Origin of the sequence: Staphylococcus sp. AtDRG32 (assembly GCF_004365845.1) — a bacterium.
In the GTDB taxonomy this organism is placed as follows: Bacteria; Bacillota; Bacilli; order Staphylococcales; family Staphylococcaceae; genus Staphylococcus; species Staphylococcus hominis.
In genome coordinates, this window is sequence record NZ_SODE01000001.1 from 541,212 (window position 1) to 559,293 (window position 18,082).

Sequence of the window (18,082 nt, forward strand, 5' to 3'; positions counted from 1 at the left end):
ATTTTTTTAGGATATATGTCCCAATCTCTTCTTTATTTTATTATCGAATTGTAGCGCCTTTAGCTTTTAATGCTTCTAAAATTTTATCATGCACTTTAGAAACACGTTCATCTGTAAGTGTATTTTCAGTATCTAAATAATTTAAACGAATGGCTACTGATTTTTTACCTTCTTCCAAGTGTTCACCTTCATACACATCAAATACAAGTGTATTTTTTAGAATGTCTTCACCATTCTCATGAATAATATCTAATAATTCTGATGAAGGCATGTCACGGTTTACTTCCATAGCGATATCTCTTGACACACCAGGGAATTTTGGAATTGGTTCATAATTAATGTAACCTACAGCTACTCGCATCATTGAATCATAATCTAATTCAAATACATATGTGCGTTTAAGATCATTTTCAGCTGCTAATTGAGGATGTAATTCTCCTACAAATCCTATCTCTTTACCTTCTAATGAAACAATCGCAGTTCTGCCTGGATGAAGGCCTTTAATTTCGCCAGCTTTATAAGTGAAATCTAAATTTAATTTTTCAGCAATTCGATCGACTACACCTTTAGCAATAAAGAAATCAATCTCTTCTTTTTTACCTTGCCAAGTATTAACTACATATTCTCCAGTTAGAATACCACTTAAATATTCTATTTCATCCGGTAATTCATCTTTGCCGTTACCAAAGAACACACGTCCAATTTCATATAATCTTACATTTTTATTTTTACGTGCTACGTTATAAGCTGTTGCTTCGATTAAATGTGGTAATAAGCTTTGACGTAATGTAGAATGCGCTTCACTCATTGGCATAAGTAGACTAATTGTAGGACGTTCTTGTAATGCAAAATCTTTCGCATGGTCTTTAGACACAAGTGAATATGTGATGGCTTGATTTAATCCTGCACCTTCGAGTGTTTCTTTTACTGTACGCGTTTTATATTGACGATCTGTCAATTTTCCACTAGTTACATCATCGAACACTGGTAAAGTTGAAGGAATATTATCATAACCGTATATTCTTGCTATTTCTTCAATTAAATCCTCCTTAATTGAAATATCTTTACGACGTGAAGGTACATATACTGTTAAAGTATCGGCATTTTGAATCGTTTTAAATCCTAATTGTTCAAAAATAGCTTTAATCTCATCATTTGATAAATTAAAACCAATTGTTTGATTTACTTTTTCGGCAGTAATATCAATTGGCGTAACAAGTGAACCTAAATCCCCTTGTGCCACTCTATCTTTTAATACTTCGCCAGAGGCATAATGTTCAAGTAAATAACAAGCTCTATCGACTGCTTCATTGACAAATTCTGTTGCAATACCTTTTTCAAAGCGACTTGAAGACTCACTACGTAAATTCAAACGACGTGATGTGTGACGAATAGATACAGGGTCAAAAATCGCACCTTCTACTACGACATTCATTGTTTGATCAGTCACTTCTGAAAAATCTCCACCCATAACACCAGCTAATGCAATAGGTTCTTTACCATTTGTAATAACGATATCTGTATCAATAAGAGTTCTTTCAGTATCGTCTAATGTTGTCATTGTTTCATTTTCATTCGCTTGACGTACAACAATATCTTTAGAACCCATATGATCTTGATCAAACATATGAAGTGGTTGACCATATTCGAGTAATACATAGTTAGAAATATCAACTACATTATTAATTGGACGGATACCAGCTTTAATTAAACGTGCTTGCATCCAAATAGGTGATGGTGCAATTCTCACATTTTTAACAACTCTTGCACTGTAATAAGGGACTTTTTCAGGATTATCAACTGTCACTGATAACTCATCTGTTGCGGAAGTTTCAGTTTCGTTAAGCGTTGTGTTTGGTTTAGTCATTTCAGCTTGATATAACGCTGCAACTTCATATGCAGTTCCCACCATACTTAAAGCGTCTGCACGGTTAGGTGTTAAATCAAATTCCATAATTTGATCATTAAGATATAATGCGTCTAGTGCATCAGTTCCTGGTGTCACTTCATTAGGAAATACGAAAATTCCATTTTCATAATCTTTTGGTACAACATTACTTGAGACACCAATTTCTTGTAAGGAACAAATCATACCTTCCGAACGTTCTCCGCGTAATTTGGCACGTTTTATTTTAATCCCTCCAGGTAAACGTCCACCTACTTTAGCTACAATCACATATTGATTTTCATCAACATTAGGTGCTCCACAAACAATTTGAACAAGTTCTTCTTCACCTATATCAACTTGACAGATATTCAATTTATCTGCATCTGGATGTTTTTCTTTAGATGTTACATATCCTACTACTAAATTTTTAATATCTTTTGAGTAATCTATAATATCTGCTACTTCAATACCTGTACGTGTAATACGCTCAGCTAAGTCTTTAGCAGGTACACCAGCATCTACGTAATCTTTTAACCATTCATTTGAAATCAACATTATGCTTCACCTCTATCTTCTACAGCTTTAAATTGATTAAGGAATCTCACATCATTTGTATAGAAATGACGAATGTCTTCGATTCCGTATTTTAACATTGCTATACGATCTGGCCCCATACCAAATGCAAAGCCAGAATATTCATTTGAATCAAAACCGGCCATTTCTAGAACATTAGGATGTACCATACCTGCACCTAAGATTTCAATCCATCCAGTATGTTTACATACATTACATCCTTGACCTTTACATTTGAAACAAGAGACATCTACTTCCACTGATGGCTCTGTGAATGGGAAATAACTTGGTCGTAATCGAATCTCACGATCAGCCCCAAATAATTTTTTAGCTACTAACTCTAACGTTCCTTTCAAATCACTCATTTTAATATGTTTATCTACTACTAAACCTTCAATTTGTGTAAATTGATGACTATGTGTAGCATCATCTGAATCTCGTCGATACACTTTCCCAGGACAAATAATTTTTACTGGTCCTTGACCGTGACGTTTTTCCATTGTACGTGCTTGCACTGGAGACGTGTGCGTACGCATCAAAATCTCATCTGTAATATAAAAACTATCTTGCATATCTCGGGCTGGATGTGATTTAGGAAGATTTAAAGCTTCAAAATTATAATAATCTTGTTCTACTTCGTATCCGTCAACAATTTCATATCCTAATCCTAGGAATAAATCTTCAATTTCTTCAACTGTTCTAGTTAATGGATGTTTTGAGCCAATATTAATTTGACGACTAGGTAATGTAACATCAATTGTTTCCTCAGCAAGTTGTTGGTTTAACTTTTCATTTTTTAATAATTCTTGTTTTTCTTCAAGTTCATTTTGAATTGCTTGTCTTAATTCATTTACTTTTTGTCCATAAGCTGGCTTTTCTTCATTTGGTAAATCTTTCATATTTTTCATTAAACCACTTACAGAGCCTTTTTTTCCTAGATACTTTACTTTGACATCTTGTAAAGCACGTTCATCTTGCGCTTCGTTAATGTCTACTAAAGCTTGTTGTCTTAATTCTGTCATTGAATCATTTTGAGTCATGACTTACACCTCATACTTTCTATTTATCATAAAATTTGCTTTATTAAATTAAAAAAAGACTTTCATCCCTAAATAACTGGGACGAAAGCCTTCCGTGGTACCACCCAAATTTATGCTTAAGCATACACTTGTTAGCATTGTTAACGAAGATGCACTCCGACTTAAATTTCTTTAAGTAACCAAAAAGGTGAAAAAAACTAATGTAAATTGAAGTAAGTTTCAGTCACGCTTACTTTCCCTGTGCAATTAATCATTTAGTTTACGTCTTTTTATCGGTTTATATTTATCTTTAATAAACATATCATTTTAATTTTGTATACAATTAAGTATAGTCGATTTTAAATCAAAAGGTCAACCTTTCAAATGATAAAGCAAAATACTTCCAGCAATCGCCACGTTTAAACTTTCCGCTTTGCCGTATATAGGTATAATAAGATTTTGCGAGGTATGTGCTAATAATTCTTTATTAACACCTTCTCCTTCATTACCAAGTAATAAGGCAAATGTGTCTTGCGATTCGATGTTTTTATAAGACACAGCATTTTCTAAGGCTGTACCATATACTGGGCCATCAAATTGTTCAATAAATTTATTTAATTCTGTTGTGACAATAGGAATGTGAAATACACTTCCTTGACTTGCTCTCATTACTTTGTCTTGGTATGCGTCTGCTGTACCTTTTTCCATTACAACCATATCTATACCCGCAGCATCTGCTGTACGAATTAACGTGCCTAAGTTACCAGGATCTTGTATACGATCAAGTAATAACACTTGTTTCGCTTTTGAGATATCATGTTTAGGTTTTTCAATAACTGCAAAAAAACCTTGTGGTGTAATAGTCCCTGATAATGATTCAGCCACTTTCATATTAATTTCGTAAGCTTCTTTTGCATACTCTAAAAGTCTAGAATCTGTTCTTTCTGGCTCAATTACAAATAATTGTTTAATCATTATATTACTTTTAAATGCTTCATCAATTAAATGTATCCCTTCGATGAGAGCTAATCCTGTTTTATCGCGTTCTTTTTTCTTTTTAAGTTTATTTGCTAATTTAATTTTATTATTTTGTGTTGAAGTAATTTGTTCCATAATAGTCTCTCCAAATTATTTTTGATAGCAATGGTATAAATTGAGATAATATAAAAAAAGAGTGGGATAGAATTCATAATGAATTCGTATTCCACCTTTTTTTAATAGATATAAATTATTTAGAAACGACTTCTTCACCATTGTAAGAACCACAGTTTTTACATACGCGGTGAGATAATTTGTACTCGCCACAATTTGGGCATTCAGTCATACCAGGTACTGAAATTTTGAAATGAGTACGACGTTTATTTTTTCTAGTTTTAGACGTTCTTCTTTTTGGTACTGCCATGATATATCCTCCTTAATATTAAAACACATAATCTCAAGTATTCGGTCATTTAATTATTATACTATAAATTAAATTAACCTGCTATTACTCTTTATCATATAACTGTTGTAATTTTTGAAGCCTAGGATCAACTTGGCGTGTTTGGGAATCGTCGTTATCTTTAGAGTTTTCAAGCTCAAGCGCTTGTTCTTCATCAATAACTTCCCAACCGTTACCTTCTGTAATCATTTGATCACTATTCTCAGAAAATGCACGCATTGGCTTCTCAATAATAACCAATTCTTTAGCAATATCTCGGATATTAATCATACCATCTGTAGCAAGATGATAATGTTCATCTTCATCTACTTCTTCTTCGGTATAACTATTATAACCTTCTAAATCAAATACTTCGGAAGTTCTGACATCAAGTGGCACATCTACAGGCACTAATGTACGAGCACAAGGCATAGTATACGTACCAGTAACATGCATATCTGCTATCACTTCATTTGATTTTATGGTTAATTCACCTTCGATATTTACTTCTGATAAATCAATCAGACCTAAAGGTTCTATTAAATCGTCAAAGTTCGCCTTTTCATTGAATTCAAAAGGTTTACCTTGATATTTTCTCAATTGCGTTATTGACCATTTCATATGGCTTCACCTCTAACAAACACAAAATTTATTTTAACTTTACTATTATAAGTTGTCAAGATTTTTTCTTAACATCTTATTATCTGTTACAATACTAATAATGAATACTGAAAGGACGAATTGCAAATGAAAAGTGTTGGATTGATTACAGAGTATAATCCATTTCATAACGGTCATGCTTATCATGCGCAACAAGCTAAAACACAGTCCGATGCAGAGATCTCTATTGCAATCATGAGTGGTAACTTCGTTATGAGAGGTGAACCTGCTATTTATAACAAATTTCTACGTACACAAATGGCACTTTCCAATGTCGATTTAGTTGTTGAGTTACCTCTTATCGCTAGTCTTTCTTCAAGTGATTATTTTGCACAGATAGCTGTTCAAGTTGCTCGTTATCTAGATGTTGATACTATTGCTTTTGGAAGTGAAACGCCTGATATAACTCGCCTTAAAAACGTTGCAAATGAAATAATCAATTTAGAACATAGTTCAACTTTTAATCAAAAAGTAAAAGAAGGTAGTAATTATGCAAAAATTATAAATGATTTAATTAGCGATAATACTTTACTAAAAATGCCTAATAATATTTTAGCAATCACTTACTTAAAAGCTATACAACAATTTGCACCTCACATGAAAGGACTTGCTATCCAACGTGTGCATGCTCATCATCATGATGCGACAATTGAAACATCATCCTTTGCAAGTGGTTCTGCAATTAGGCAGTCGTTAATCACTCAAGCAACTCAGTGGACTACAGTTGTTCCCTCTTCAATTCAATCACTGTATACAACACCTCATTTAACTAAAGAGGATACATTTAGCTTGATTAAATATCATATCTTAAGTCATTCAATTCATGAAATGGCTCATATATACACTATATCTGAAGGACTAGAACATCGATTAAAAAAATATATTAATCAAGCCACTTCTTTTGAATCTTTTATGTCTTTACTGAAGACAAAACGCTTTACCTATACTCATTTACAACGCATACTTATGCAAATTCTTTTAAATGTAAAAAAAGAAGATTCTATTCAATCCATTTCAGCTGTAAGAATTTTAGGAATGAATCGTCACGGACAAAGTTATCTCAAACAATTAAAAACCAAATTTCCAGAGCGTCAATTCATCACTAATATTAATAAAACATCTGCTCATTTTTTTAAAAATGAAATTAAAGCTACCGATATTTATAACTTATTATCAGGTCAACAGAAAAATGATTTTAATACACCTGTAATTAGATTAAATAATTGAATTAAAGCGTATGGAACATTTCATTTCTGTTCTATACGCTCATTTTTTAATCTTCAAATTTTTCTTTTAATGCTCTTTCAACATGACTAGGTACGAAATCTGAAATATCTGCCTTATATTGAGCCACTTCTTTCACAACACTTGAACTAATAAATGAATAGTTTGTACTTGTCATCATATACATTGTTTCAACATTACTATTTAATTTTTTATTCATTGAAGTTAAGCGTAATTCATATTCAAAATCACTCACTGCTCTTAAGCCACGAATAATTGTTTTAGCGCCTATTTTATCACAAAAATCGACAAGTAATCCATTAAAATTATGTACTTTCACATTTGGCAAATGTTTTACAGATTCACGTATTAATTCCATACGTTCTTCAATAGAAAATGTACCTGCTTTACTACTATTTTTTAATATACATACATGAAGTTCATCAAATCGATCAGAACTTCTTTCGATAATATCTAAATGTCCATAAGTAATAGGATCAAAGCTACCTGGAATGACTGCTTTTGTCTTAGTCATTGTGTTCTCCTTTTTTTAATAACAAAGTATCTGTTAAACCGTAATGATATTGCTTAATTACTTCAAAATCATATGTATTGATTTTTTCTTGATTACTAAACTCACAAATGATAATACCATGTTCTTTTAATAAATTAAACTTAGAAATTTGGTCTAGAGCCTTATCTATTAGCCCTTTATTATAAGGAGGGTCTAAAAAAATAAAATCAAATTGAATGTCTCTTTTATTGATAGCCTTTAACGCTCTATCTGCATTATTTTTATATACTTCAGATTGTTCCTCTAAATTTAATTGTTTCAAGTTAGCTTGGATCACTTTAACTGCTTTAAAGTTTTGGTCTACAAATATAACTTTATCCATACCTCTAGAAAGTGCTTCAATTCCTAAAGCACCACTACCAGCAAATAAGTCTAAACCTAAGCCGTATACTTCATGTAAACTGTTAAAAATACCTTCTTTAACTTTATCCATTGTTGGACGTGTATTGCGTCCTTCTAAACTCTCTAGTGGTTTACTTTTATGTTTTCCAGCAATGACTCTCATTTTGACTTACACTTCCATTTCATTCATTTATTTACTATAATTTGTTTTGAAAAAGGAGAATTAAATATTTATGAAACAATCATTTATTATTTTAGGAGAAGGACTTACAGATTTATTCGAATTTCTTACTCTTATTGAATATAATCATGCAAGAATAGACAAGGTTGTCTATTTCCATACACCACAGTCAGACAAACAATTATCGTCAGTCGCAATTATTATGAATCCTACGACCGGTAAACAATTTCAAGCCATGTATATGATGTTAAACGCTTTAAAATATCCCTACCCAAATAGTAATAAAAAATTTGAGATGATTAATGAACAAGCTCAATCGTATGACATTCCTATTGTCGGCATTGATGTTCAACCGCCAAATGCATTTCATACGAATGATTTATATTTTAAATATTTAATTAGCGTACTTCGTTTACAAAATTGGATCCCACCGATGCAATAACAATTTTTAAATACATCTTAAAGCATTTCATGCTTTTCTTTATCATATGTTTTTTTCAAGTTTTTATAGGGGGATCCATCAATATGTAAGACATATTTTAATTTCATTAATTTCTGGAGAATATCGTCTACTTCATGTTCATTAACATACATTACTATATACTTTCGAGGTTTATTAGTATAAACAATATGTCCATATTTACGTATCTGTCTTTCATGTTTAATATGCTTTAAGTAAATAATTAAGCTAACTCTTGGAATCAATTCCATATTATTTCACTCACTCCATTTATTATGCATAATTACTATACCATGACTAATAATTTTATAAAATACATTCATTATCTCAATACTTAACTTTCAAAAAATATTGATTTAATTATTAATTTTAAATGAACTTTAGGAGGTTATACCTTGAAACACATTAAGAAGAATTTTTTTAATTTGGGTATCACTAGTATGGGTATACTAAGCAGTTTATTACTTTTAAAAAGAAATCAAAAGCCTAACATGCTTAAAGACATACCTTACTTTTTTAATGGACCAGCACCTTATATTTTTGCACATAGAGGTGGAATGTCAGTTCGACCAGAACAAACACAATTAGCTTTCGATAATGCTGTTGATTATGGTTTAGATGGCTTTGAAACAGATGTGAGACTAACTAAAGATGAAGAATTGATTGTTTTTCACGACGCTACAGTCGACCGTACTACTAATGGTTCAGGAAAAGTATGTGATTACACACTAAAAGAATTAAAAAAATTAGATGCAGGATTTCATTTTACTGATATCAATGGTCGACATATTTACAGAGGGCATCAACAAGCTAGAATTTTAACTTTCGATGAACTTTTAGAAATGTACCCTAGCAAATATATCAATGTAGATTTAAAAGATGCTCCAAGTAGTTATGAAGGATCTATTGCGCCTAAAAAAATGTATGATATTATAAAGCATCATCATGCTGAGAAACGTGTACTTGTAACGAGTTTTCATAAAGAACAAAATGAACGTTTTAGAGCAATAAGCAATGGAGAAATCGCTACTGGCGCAAGTCAACATGAAGTGACTGAAGGTGTGATTAAGTTTATTTTAGGACTAGGCTATCATTATCATCCTCATGCTGACACATTTCAAATGCCTATAAAATTCAAAGGTATCCCATTATCATCAACTCATTTTATTCAATGGCTTAACTTATTAAATATTGTGCCAGGTTATTATGGCATTAATAGTGTTGACTTAATGTATGATTTGTATCAAAAAGGTGTTCACACCATTGTTACTGACCGTCCTGATTTAGGTAAACAATTTAAATCACTACTAAAACAGCATACCTTAAGTTAAATACACTTATTTTATATATTATATAAAATTAAACTATATGCATAAAAGAATCTGAGACATATATCATCATTGTCTCAGATTCTTTTAATATATTAATCATCAATAACTAAAATAAAAATATACTTACATCTAATTTTGCAACTCAACCTCTGATTTACTAGATTTTTATTCTTAATTATAAACTACAATTACATGTGCCTCCTGAGGCGCAACCTTTAGAATCTGTTTTAAAAAATGGATTACCCACTTCAATCTTTACATTTTCTGACACAGATAATGCGATTTTAGTCAACACTTCATCTATTAAATTTTGTAATTGTACTTCTTTAGATTTGTAATCCATTACATTAGGCAACATTTCATAAGCTCGCTTACGTCGACGTGTATCTAACATGACATTTTGATAATCTGGGTGATATCTACCAAAGCGCATCACTTCATCATAACGTTCTTTTGATTTTAAAAAAGCTTGATACAATAAATGTGCTTCATCATCTTGTTTAAGTTTTTTTTGAGCTTCTCTATAATTAAAATACACTTTTGATTGTACAATCATGTCTGATAAATCTTCAATTTCATCTAAAATTGATAATGTTTCCTCTGTATACATTATCGGTCACCTCACAACCTATTTTTGTACAAAAATAAGTGAATAATAATTTCTCATTACTTCTCCACCCATTTCATTATACTTTTTATTTAACATTCTTGAACGGTGTATATCCGAATTCATCCAACTATGAATTAATGTAGGCACATCATTGAAATCATAACCCACATTTTGACTTGTAGCTATAAAATCAATATTTTCGTTATCAAGTTGGCTCTTAAGTGCACCTTCTGTAAATTCAACATCTTCTGTACCAGTTGCTTCATATAAGTTTGCTGAAGCAATGTGTGATATGTCTGAATTTACTTTCAATGGTGGAATATGTTTTAAATCTCTCATTTGATTAGTAATTTCATAGAGTGTTATCAATTGATTTGGGTTTTGTTCATATGGTAATGAATTTTTATTATTTCTGTCATTATTAAATTTATCATCTGATATATCTTCTTCATCTGTTAATTGATACGGTTTTATAAATGCTAATAGTTCTTTATCTAGATATCGAATACCCATAATTCGATTTGATTGTTGATCTACATAAACTTGAGCATAAACATTACCATATTTAATTAGAGTTTGAGTTTTAATATCTTCATCTGATAACTCAAAATTATATTGTTTTCCATTCACTTTAAAAGAGGGGTCAGGATTAATACTAGTTTTTTCAAATATATGTGAAGCATTTTCATTGATTTTTAATGATTCGGTTTGAGCTTTTTCTCCAGTAGCATAAACAGATTTAATTTCGTCATGTTTTGTAGTGACAATATAATATTGTTGCTTTCTCTTAAATATATAATCAGTATATCCGCCTTTAACAGGGTATGTACGATTTGCTTGTCCATATTTATTTGTAAGATAATTAATATCTTTACCTATCCAAGTACCTATCCCATTTTTGGGAGCAGGATTTTCAGTCTGTTTTTTCACGGAATGTGATTCTTGATTTGAATGACTTATTTTATTGTTGTTATTAGGATTTTCAAGGACATCAAATTTTAATCTTGGTGAGTAAAATAAATAAATTAGAAATGTAATTAAAAATACGATTCCTAAAACTTTAATTACTAACTTAGTCATTACTCCCCCACCTCTTTAGAATTACATATATTGTACAAAATAACTATTTTAACAATCAAGTCATTCATTTTTTCTAAACTCCAAATTTATTAATTAAACTACATTATACCTATTTACAAATAAAATAAACAATTAATATTAAGACATAGCTTATACTAAACAATTTGATCATATCAATATAGAATCCACTGTTGTTATTTCATGATAAAAAAGGAAGTGAATCAGAATTCATTTTGAATTCGTCGTCCTCCTTAACAATTTGATCATCGACTACCCAAATATTAAAAATACCTGAGACAACTCATTATGTCCCAGGCTATTCTTTAAAATTATTCAATATTGTTATAAACCTAGTGTGGCTTTAATCAACGATGTAGTTTCTCCACCTGGATAAATTACATATAATAATAAGTATACTGCCACACCTGTAATGCCAGTAAAGAACCATATAATTGAAGCGACAGGTCCGATTCTTCTATGCCATTTAAATTTATCTTTAAATGCAGTAATAATTTGAACTAATCCTAATACGCCACCAATCGTAGCAAGATTAACGTGGAAGATTAAGAATATCTTATAATATGTTCTAACAGAATCTGGACCACCAAAATCTGTATTACCTATAAATATCGTTCGAGTTGAGTAAATAATAAAAAACGTTAATGCGAAAAATGCTGCCCATAACATAACTTTTTTGTGAGTATTAACATGACGATGAGCAATTTGCCACCATCCTATCGCTACTAAAATAGCACTAATTACGATACAGCTTGTACTAATAGTTGGTAGAATTGGTAAACTCATATGTTCCATCCTTATTTAACTTAGATATTTTAAATCATTTTTATTAAAGAGATGACAACGACTAATGCAAAGAATACTACTAGATAATTTAGTGAATAGATAAACATTTTTGTTGCCCACTTAGTTTGATCGGTATTTTTCTTAAATGTTGTTAAACCTATAAAAATCCATCCAAAATTTAATAAAGTTGCTAATACAACAAACGTAGTGCCTAAACTAGATAATAGGAAAGGTAATGGTAATAATAATACTAACCAAATAAACATACTTATTCTTGTACGTTTAAAACCTTTTACTGAAGGTAACATAGGAATATTTGCTAATGAGTATTCATCACTACGTTTAATAGCTAGAGCATAGAAATGAATAGGTTGCCAACAAAAGACAACTAAAAATAAAGCAAAAGCTACAAGACTGATTTGTCCATCAATAGCTGTCCATCCAATTAAAGGTGGTACAGCGCCTGGAAAACTTCCTACTACTGTATTCCAAGTCGTATGTCTTTTAGACCAGATTGAATAATATGATACATATCCTACTATACCAAAAAGTCCTAAAACACCTGATGGCACATTTAATAAGAATAGACATGCTTCTCCTACTAACATCATACCAAAACTTAACATCAATAAATGTTTATCAGAAATTCTATCGTTTACTGTTGGTCTACTTTGTTTACTTGGCATAATTTTATCAATATCTTGATCATAATAATTATTTAATGCACAAGCACCACCCATAATTAATGTCGAACCTATCAACATTAATAGGATTTGAGGTATTGACGATAGGAAGGAATGATTTGTCATTACAATAGCTAACCAAGCGCCTGCAAAAGCAGGAATTAAGTTACCCTGTACCAAGCCCATTTTAATAATTTGTTGTAGTTCTTTAAAAGACACTCTACTTGACGGCTGTGATAAAGTGTGTTCTTTACTCATGGTTCCCCTCCTTAAAATTTTCATATAGTATTATGATATAATAATTACTTATAAAAGGCTAGGTTATATTTATTTAAATTGTGACACTTTAACGACTTTCTGTTTCACTAATTTTTTGTCTTTAATTATTGTAGTATAATAGTGGTAATATTTATAATTATATCTTTTATATTAAAATCAGAGCATAAATGGATATCATATTACAAAATATTTTAAATTAATGGCGGGGTGTTTAAACTTGTTTAACAAACGAAACCTTAAATGGTTATCAATCGTAGCAACAATTATTATGGCAATGGTACAACTTGGGGGCGCCTTAGTAACTAAGACGGGCTCTGAAGATGGCTGTGGTGCTTCATGGCCTTTATGTCACGGTGCTTTATTACCTCAGAATTTGCCAATTGCTACAATCATTGAATTGAGTCACCGAGCTGTATCAGGTTTATCATTAATTGTTGTGTTATGGTTGGCCATCACAGCTTGGAAAAATATAGGATACATTAAAGAGGTTAAACCTTTAGCAATTATTAGTGTTGCTTTTCTATTAATTCAAGCCTTGATTGGTGCAGCAGCTGTTATTTGGCAACAAAATTCTTATGTCTTAGCTTTACATTTTGGGATTTCATTAATTAGTTTTTCTTCTGTATTCGTATTAATGCTTATTATTTTTGAAGTGGATAAAAAATATGAGGCTGATGAATTATTTATAAAAAAACCATTGCGCAATCTTACTTGGATTATGACGGGCGTTGTTTATGTCGCTATTTATACTGGTGCTTTGGTTCGCCATGCTAAAGCAAGTTTAGCATATGGAAGCTGGCCATTACCGTTTAATGATTTAGTACCCCATACTGAGCAAGATTGGGTACAATTTGCACATCGCGGTATGGCACTTATCACTTTTTGTTGGATTATGATCACATTTATTCATGCCATCAAAAATTATTCTGAGAACCGTACAATTAGATATGGTTATACTGCCGCATTTATTTTAATTATTTTACAAGTGATTACGGGCGCATTGTCTGTAATGACACATGTTAATTTAATTGTTGCATTGCTACATGCACTTTGTATTACTATACTTTTTGGCTTAATCGCTTACTTTATTTTACTCATGCTTCGTTCAATTAGAAGTGAAAATACAAAAATTAAATAAAGTTTTAAAAGACACGTTAGAGTTATTGTAGAACATATAATCTCTAACGTGTTTTTTATGCAAAAAAGCATAAGATAGAATGTCATTTAACTTTCTATCTTATGCTTTTAAACTTTTTAATACCTACTCAGATTTTTCAATTTCGATTAATAAATCTCCCGTTGCAATAGCATCACCATTTCCAACAGTAACTTTTTTAATCACTCCATTAAACGGAGCTTGAATTGTTGTTTCCATTTTCATTGCTTCGGTAATTAATAGTGGTTGATTTACTTTAACCTCATCACCTACTGAAACTTTAACTTCAGTCACACTTCCTGGCATTTGAGCTCCTATATGATTTGGATTTGTTTTATCTGCTTTAGGTTTTACATTCGCATTTGTTTTTATGTTTTCATCTTTAATCGTAATACGACGTGCTTGACCATTCATCACGTAATAAATTGTTCGGTTACCATTTTCATCTGCTTCGCTAATTGTTTCAAGTTTAATAATTAAACGTTTTCCGTTTTCAATTTCAATCTCTACAGTCTCCCCGTTACGCATACCAAAGAAGAATGTCGGTGTATCAAGTAATGATAAGTTACCATATTGTTGTCTAGTTTGAATAAATTGATCAAATACTTTTGGATAAAGTACATAACTTATAATATCTTGCTCAGTCACTTCACCATAATTTTTATCTTGTAATTGTTCTCGTATCTCATCAAAATCTACTGGTTTTAAATATTCTCCTGGACGTTCAGTTAGCGGTTGTTGACCTTTTAAAATAATATCTTGTAATTGTTTATTAAAGCCATTTACTGGTTGACCAATCTCACCTTTAAAGTATGACACTACTGATTCAGGAAAATCTAATTTATAACCTTGTTCAATAATCGATTGTTCATCTAAATCATTTTGTACCATATATAACGCCATATCTCCTACCACTTTTGAAGATGGTGTCACTTTAACGATATCTCCAAACAAGAAATTAACACGACGATACATATCTTTGACCTCATTAAAACGTTCACCAAGACCTAAACTTTTAGCTTGTTGACTTAAATTAGAGTATTGACCACCTGGCATTTCATGTTGATAAATTTCTGTATTAGGTGACTTAATATCACTTTCAAAGTCAACGTAGTATGGACGAACAGTACTCCAATAGTGACTTAATTCTTCTAAACCTTGAATATCTGTACGCATATTTCGTTTAAATCCATCTAATGCATAATATAAAGAGTTCACACTTGGTTGACTTGTTAAGCCACTCATCGATGCAATAGCTGTATCGATAATATCTACACCAGCATCGATGGCTTGTTTGTAGATTAATAAACCATTTCCACTTGTATCATGTGTATGTAGATGTATTGGTAAATTAACTGCAGCTTTTAATTCTCCAACCAGTTCATATGCTGCTCTAGGTTTTAATAAGCCAGCCATATCTTTAATTGCTAAAATATGGAAACCTTCACGTTCTAATTCTTTAGCTAATTTAACATAGTAATCTAAAGTGAACACATTTGAACGTTCTGGGTTTAAAATATCACCTGTGTAACAAATAGTACCCTCCGAAATTTTACCTGCTTTTTGTACCGCTTCATTTGCCACTTTCATTTGATCTACCCAGTTTAATGAGTCGAAAATACGGAAAACATCTACACCTGCTTTAGCACTTTCATCTACAAATTTTTGAATTACGTTATCAGGATAATTCTTATAACCCACAGCATTTGAAGCTCTTAATAACATTTGGAATAATACATTTGGAATCGCTTTTCTAAGTTTTTCTAAACGCTCCCAAGGATTTTCTTTTAAGAAGTTGTATGCTACATCAAAAGTAGCGCCACCCCACATTTCTAAAGAAAAACTATCTTTAAATACTTCAGCAGTTTTAGAAGCTATATTTAACATATCTTTTGTACGTACACGCGTAGCAAGTAAAGATTGGTGCGCATCACGGAATGTCGTATCAGTAATTAAAACATCATCTTGTGCTTTAACCCAATCCGCAACTCCACTAGGCCCTTTTTCATCTAGTAATTGTTTTGTACCATATAGACTTTGAATTTTCTTTTTTGAAACTTGCGGAATCGAAGTTGACTCATAGTCTGGCTTCGTACGTTTTTCGACATTCGGAAAACCATTAATGGTTACATTCCCAATGTATTCTAATGTTTTAGTACCACGGTCTAATGTAGGTGCAATATCGAATAATTCCGGTGTTTCTTCAATAAATTTTGTTGTATAATCTCCACTTCGGAATTTTTCATTACGCATGACATTAACTAAAAATGGGATATTTGTTTTCACACCACGAATACGCATTTCTCGTAAAGAGCGTTCCATTTTTTCTTCAGCTTGTTTAAAAGTAATGGCATGAGTAGATAATTTCACTAATAGTGAGTCATAGTAAGGTGAAATTTCAGCGCCTTGGAAGCCATCTCCTGCGTCTAAACGTACACCAAAACCACCACTTGAACGATAAGCAATAATCGTACCAGAATCTGGCATAAAATCATTTGTAGGATCTTCAGTAGTGATACGACATTGAATAGCATAACCAAGTGTTTGGATTTCTTCTTGAGGAGGTAAAGCGATACGTTCGTCAAATAGGCTTGCTCCATCTGCCACTAAAATTTGAGTTTTAACTATATCAATTCCTGTAATCATTTCTGTAATCGTATGCTCTACCTGAACACGCGGATTGACTTCAATGAAAAAGAATTCATCCCCAGATACTAAAAATTCCACTGTTCCAGCATTAACATATTTGATATTTTTCATTAATTGTAATGCAGATTGACAAATACGTTCTCTTAATTCATCAGGTAAACCTACAGATGGTGCTACCTCAACTACTTTTTGATGACGACGTTGTACAGAACAATCACGCTCATATAGATGAACAATATTACCATATTCATCGCCAATAACTTGAACTTCAATATGTTTTGGATTATCGATGTATCTTTCGATATATACTTCACTATTACCAAATGATTTTTGTGCTTCAGATTTCGCACGATGAAACGCATCTTCTAATTCACTTTCTTCGCGAACAATACGCATACCTTTCCCACCACCACCACTTGTGGCTTTAATCATCAGAGGGAACCCTGCTTCTTTAGCAAATGCCTTTGCTGCATCAAAATTTTCAATTGGTCCATCTGTTCCTGGTATAACTGGTAAATTTGCTTTAATTGCAGTTGTTCTTGCTTTTACTTTATCACCAAACATATCTAAATGGTCTAGGTGCGGGCCAATAAATGTTATGCCTTCTTCATTACAACGTCTTGCAAATTCTTCATTTTCACTTAAAAAGCCATAACCTGGATGTATTGCATCTACATTCGCACGTTTTGCTACTTCAATAATGCGTTCAATATTTAAATAACTTTCGGCAGGTCCTAAATCTTTTCCCACTAAATATGATTCATCGGCTTTATATCTATGTAATGAATTTTTGTCTTCATTTGAATAAATTGCTACTGTTTGAATATTTAATTCCGTTGCTGCTCTAAAAATTCTAATTGCAATTTCACCACGATTGGCTACTAATAATTTTTTTATATGATTCAAAGAAGAAACACCCCTTTATAATTTGAATATTCTAACTAATTAGATAATAAAATTTTATCTTAAAATAAATGAGAAAGCTATTACTTTTTTACATACAATTTATAAAATGAAAATATAGTAAATAGGTTAGCTTAATCACTATTTTAAAATGTAATCATTAATATTTATTATACTTAATAACTTTATATTATCATTTATAATTTGAAGACGCTACTCTAGACTAGTAATCCTTTAACTTGTCAC

17 protein-coding genes are annotated in these 18,082 nt (G+C 31.4%); 4 read left to right on the forward strand and 13 right to left on the reverse strand.

All coding sequences use genetic code 11. The features are described 5' to 3' along the window. Positions 1-40: 40 nt before the first annotated feature. The 5 genes from pheT to BDW25_RS02605 form a co-directional block, all read right to left on the reverse strand. Entirely contained in the window at positions 41-2,443 is a 2,403-nt protein-coding gene (gene pheT, locus BDW25_RS02585; RefSeq protein WP_064206757.1) for a phenylalanine--tRNA ligase subunit beta, read from the reverse strand. Then, positions 2,443-3,501, reverse strand: coding sequence for a phenylalanine--tRNA ligase subunit alpha (gene pheS / locus BDW25_RS02590; protein WP_002449986.1), 1,059 nt, complete (start codon positions 3,499-3,501; stop codon positions 2,443-2,445). Before pheS ends, pheT begins: the two co-directional genes overlap by 1 nt. A 351-nt stretch (positions 3,502-3,852) precedes the next feature. Continuing rightward, positions 3,853-4,593, reverse strand: coding sequence for a TrmH family RNA methyltransferase (locus tag BDW25_RS02595; RefSeq protein WP_002488712.1), 741 nt, complete (start codon positions 4,591-4,593; stop codon positions 3,853-3,855). A gap of 115 nt (positions 4,594-4,708) precedes the next feature. After that, positions 4,709-4,882 carry a 50S ribosomal protein L32 gene (gene rpmF / locus BDW25_RS02600; protein WP_001830121.1) on the reverse strand — a complete coding sequence of 58 codons (174 nt, stop codon included), beginning with the start codon at positions 4,880-4,882 and terminating at the stop codon, positions 4,709-4,711. A gap of 84 nt (positions 4,883-4,966) precedes the next feature. Further along, positions 4,967-5,521, reverse strand: coding sequence for a YceD family protein (locus tag BDW25_RS02605; protein ID WP_071560828.1), 555 nt, complete (start codon positions 5,519-5,521; stop codon positions 4,967-4,969). Positions 5,522-5,647: 126 nt separating this feature from the next. Between BDW25_RS02605 and BDW25_RS02610 the strand changes: the two genes are divergently transcribed. After that, positions 5,648-6,787 (forward strand): nucleotidyltransferase, encoded by a 1,140-nt coding sequence (locus BDW25_RS02610; RefSeq protein WP_133944768.1) that lies wholly within the window; start codon positions 5,648-5,650, stop codon positions 6,785-6,787. A gap of 46 nt (positions 6,788-6,833) precedes the next feature. On the opposite strand, the gene coaD is transcribed toward BDW25_RS02610, so the two are convergent. Both coaD and rsmD read right to left on the reverse strand, forming a co-directional pair. After that, positions 6,834-7,319: a pantetheine-phosphate adenylyltransferase gene (coaD, locus tag BDW25_RS02615; protein ID WP_002450001.1), complete on the reverse strand. Its 486-nt coding sequence runs from the start codon at positions 7,317-7,319 to the stop codon at positions 6,834-6,836. Continuing rightward, the gene (rsmD, locus tag BDW25_RS02620; RefSeq protein ID WP_002450015.1) at positions 7,312-7,863 is read right to left on the reverse strand and encodes a 16S rRNA (guanine(966)-N(2))-methyltransferase RsmD; all 552 of its coding nucleotides are present in this window, start codon (positions 7,861-7,863) and stop codon (positions 7,312-7,314) included. Before rsmD ends, coaD begins: the two co-directional genes overlap by 8 nt. 70 nt (positions 7,864-7,933) lie before the next feature. Between rsmD and BDW25_RS02625 the strand changes: the two genes are divergently transcribed. Beyond that, complete coding sequence (locus BDW25_RS02625) at positions 7,934-8,323, forward strand: DUF7147 family protein (RefSeq protein ID WP_002450006.1); 390 nt, start codon at positions 7,934-7,936, stop codon at positions 8,321-8,323. A gap of 17 nt (positions 8,324-8,340) precedes the next feature. Here BDW25_RS02625 and BDW25_RS02630 read toward each other — a convergent pair whose 3' ends face one another. Then, positions 8,341-8,592, reverse strand: a complete 252-nt coding sequence (locus BDW25_RS02630; RefSeq protein ID WP_002450007.1) for a DUF2129 domain-containing protein — start codon at positions 8,590-8,592, stop codon at positions 8,341-8,343. 144 nt (positions 8,593-8,736) lie between these two features. On the opposite strand from BDW25_RS02630, the gene BDW25_RS02635 reads away from it, so the two are divergent. Further along, entirely contained in the window at positions 8,737-9,672 is a 936-nt protein-coding gene (locus tag BDW25_RS02635) for a glycerophosphodiester phosphodiesterase family protein (RefSeq protein WP_049431710.1), read from the forward strand. Positions 9,673-9,847: 175 nt separating this feature from the next. On the opposite strand, the gene BDW25_RS02640 is transcribed toward BDW25_RS02635, so the two are convergent. From BDW25_RS02640 to cyoE, 4 genes are all read right to left on the reverse strand, one after another. After that, entirely contained in the window at positions 9,848-10,282 is a 435-nt protein-coding gene (locus BDW25_RS02640) for a YlbF/YmcA family competence regulator (protein WP_002449999.1), read from the reverse strand. An 18-nt stretch (positions 10,283-10,300) separates the two neighbouring features. Next, positions 10,301-11,362, reverse strand: a complete 1,062-nt coding sequence (locus BDW25_RS02645) for a CAP-associated domain-containing protein (protein ID WP_002449976.1) — start codon at positions 11,360-11,362, stop codon at positions 10,301-10,303. 342 nt (positions 11,363-11,704) lie between these two features. Then, positions 11,705-12,166 carry a DUF420 domain-containing protein gene (locus BDW25_RS02650; RefSeq protein ID WP_002450009.1) on the reverse strand — a complete coding sequence of 154 codons (462 nt, stop codon included), beginning with the start codon at positions 12,164-12,166 and terminating at the stop codon, positions 11,705-11,707. A 29-nt stretch (positions 12,167-12,195) separates the two neighbouring features. Continuing rightward, on the reverse strand, positions 12,196-13,107 hold the full coding sequence (gene cyoE, locus BDW25_RS02655; protein ID WP_002449983.1) for a heme o synthase: 912 nt from the start codon (positions 13,105-13,107) through the stop codon (positions 12,196-12,198). Positions 13,108-13,345: 238 nt separating this feature from the next. Here cyoE and BDW25_RS02660 point away from each other — a divergent pair, with 238 nt between their 5' ends. Further along, positions 13,346-14,266, forward strand: a complete 921-nt coding sequence (locus tag BDW25_RS02660; RefSeq protein ID WP_049431714.1) for a COX15/CtaA family protein — start codon at positions 13,346-13,348, stop codon at positions 14,264-14,266. A 123-nt stretch (positions 14,267-14,389) separates the two neighbouring features. Here BDW25_RS02660 and BDW25_RS02665 read toward each other — a convergent pair whose 3' ends face one another. Continuing rightward, a complete protein-coding gene (locus BDW25_RS02665; RefSeq protein WP_049431717.1) occupies positions 14,390-17,839 on the reverse strand; it encodes a pyruvate carboxylase in 3,450 nt (1,149 codons plus the stop codon). Positions 17,840-18,082: the final 243 nt, after the last annotated feature.

What these genes read in the sequence shown, in the direction of transcription:
- BDW25_RS02630 (WP_002450007.1), bottom strand. Translation starts at nt 8,592, where the DNA reads ATGGAATTGATTCCAAGAGTTAGCTTAATTATTTACTTAAAGCATATT.
- cyoE (WP_002449983.1), bottom strand. Translation starts at nt 13,107, where the DNA reads ATGAGTAAAGAACACACTTTATCACAGCCGTCAAGTAGAGTGTCTTTT.
- pheS (WP_002449986.1), bottom strand. Translation starts at nt 3,501, where the DNA reads ATGACTCAAAATGATTCAATGACAGAATTAAGACAACAAGCTTTAGTA.
- rsmD (WP_002450015.1), bottom strand. Translation starts at nt 7,863, where the DNA reads ATGAGAGTCATTGCTGGAAAACATAAAAGTAAACCACTAGAGAGTTTA.
- BDW25_RS02650 (WP_002450009.1), bottom strand. Translation starts at nt 12,166, where the DNA reads ATGAGTTTACCAATTCTACCAACTATTAGTACAAGCTGTATCGTAATT.
- BDW25_RS02610 (WP_133944768.1), top strand. Translation starts at nt 5,648, where the DNA reads ATGAAAAGTGTTGGATTGATTACAGAGTATAATCCATTTCATAACGGT.
- coaD (WP_002450001.1), bottom strand. Translation starts at nt 7,319, where the DNA reads ATGACTAAGACAAAAGCAGTCATTCCAGGTAGCTTTGATCCTATTACT.
- BDW25_RS02605 (WP_071560828.1), bottom strand. Translation starts at nt 5,521, where the DNA reads ATGAAATGGTCAATAACGCAATTGAGAAAATATCAAGGTAAACCTTTT.
- BDW25_RS02645 (WP_002449976.1), bottom strand. Translation starts at nt 11,362, where the DNA reads ATGACTAAGTTAGTAATTAAAGTTTTAGGAATCGTATTTTTAATTACA.
- BDW25_RS02625 (WP_002450006.1), top strand. Translation starts at nt 7,934, where the DNA reads ATGAAACAATCATTTATTATTTTAGGAGAAGGACTTACAGATTTATTC.
- BDW25_RS02640 (WP_002449999.1), bottom strand. Translation starts at nt 10,282, where the DNA reads ATGTATACAGAGGAAACATTATCAATTTTAGATGAAATTGAAGATTTA.
- rpmF (WP_001830121.1), bottom strand. Translation starts at nt 4,882, where the DNA reads ATGGCAGTACCAAAAAGAAGAACGTCTAAAACTAGAAAAAATAAACGT.
- BDW25_RS02595 (WP_002488712.1), bottom strand. Translation starts at nt 4,593, where the DNA reads ATGGAACAAATTACTTCAACACAAAATAATAAAATTAAATTAGCAAAT.
- pheT (WP_064206757.1), bottom strand. Translation starts at nt 2,443, where the DNA reads ATGTTGATTTCAAATGAATGGTTAAAAGATTACGTAGATGCTGGTGTA.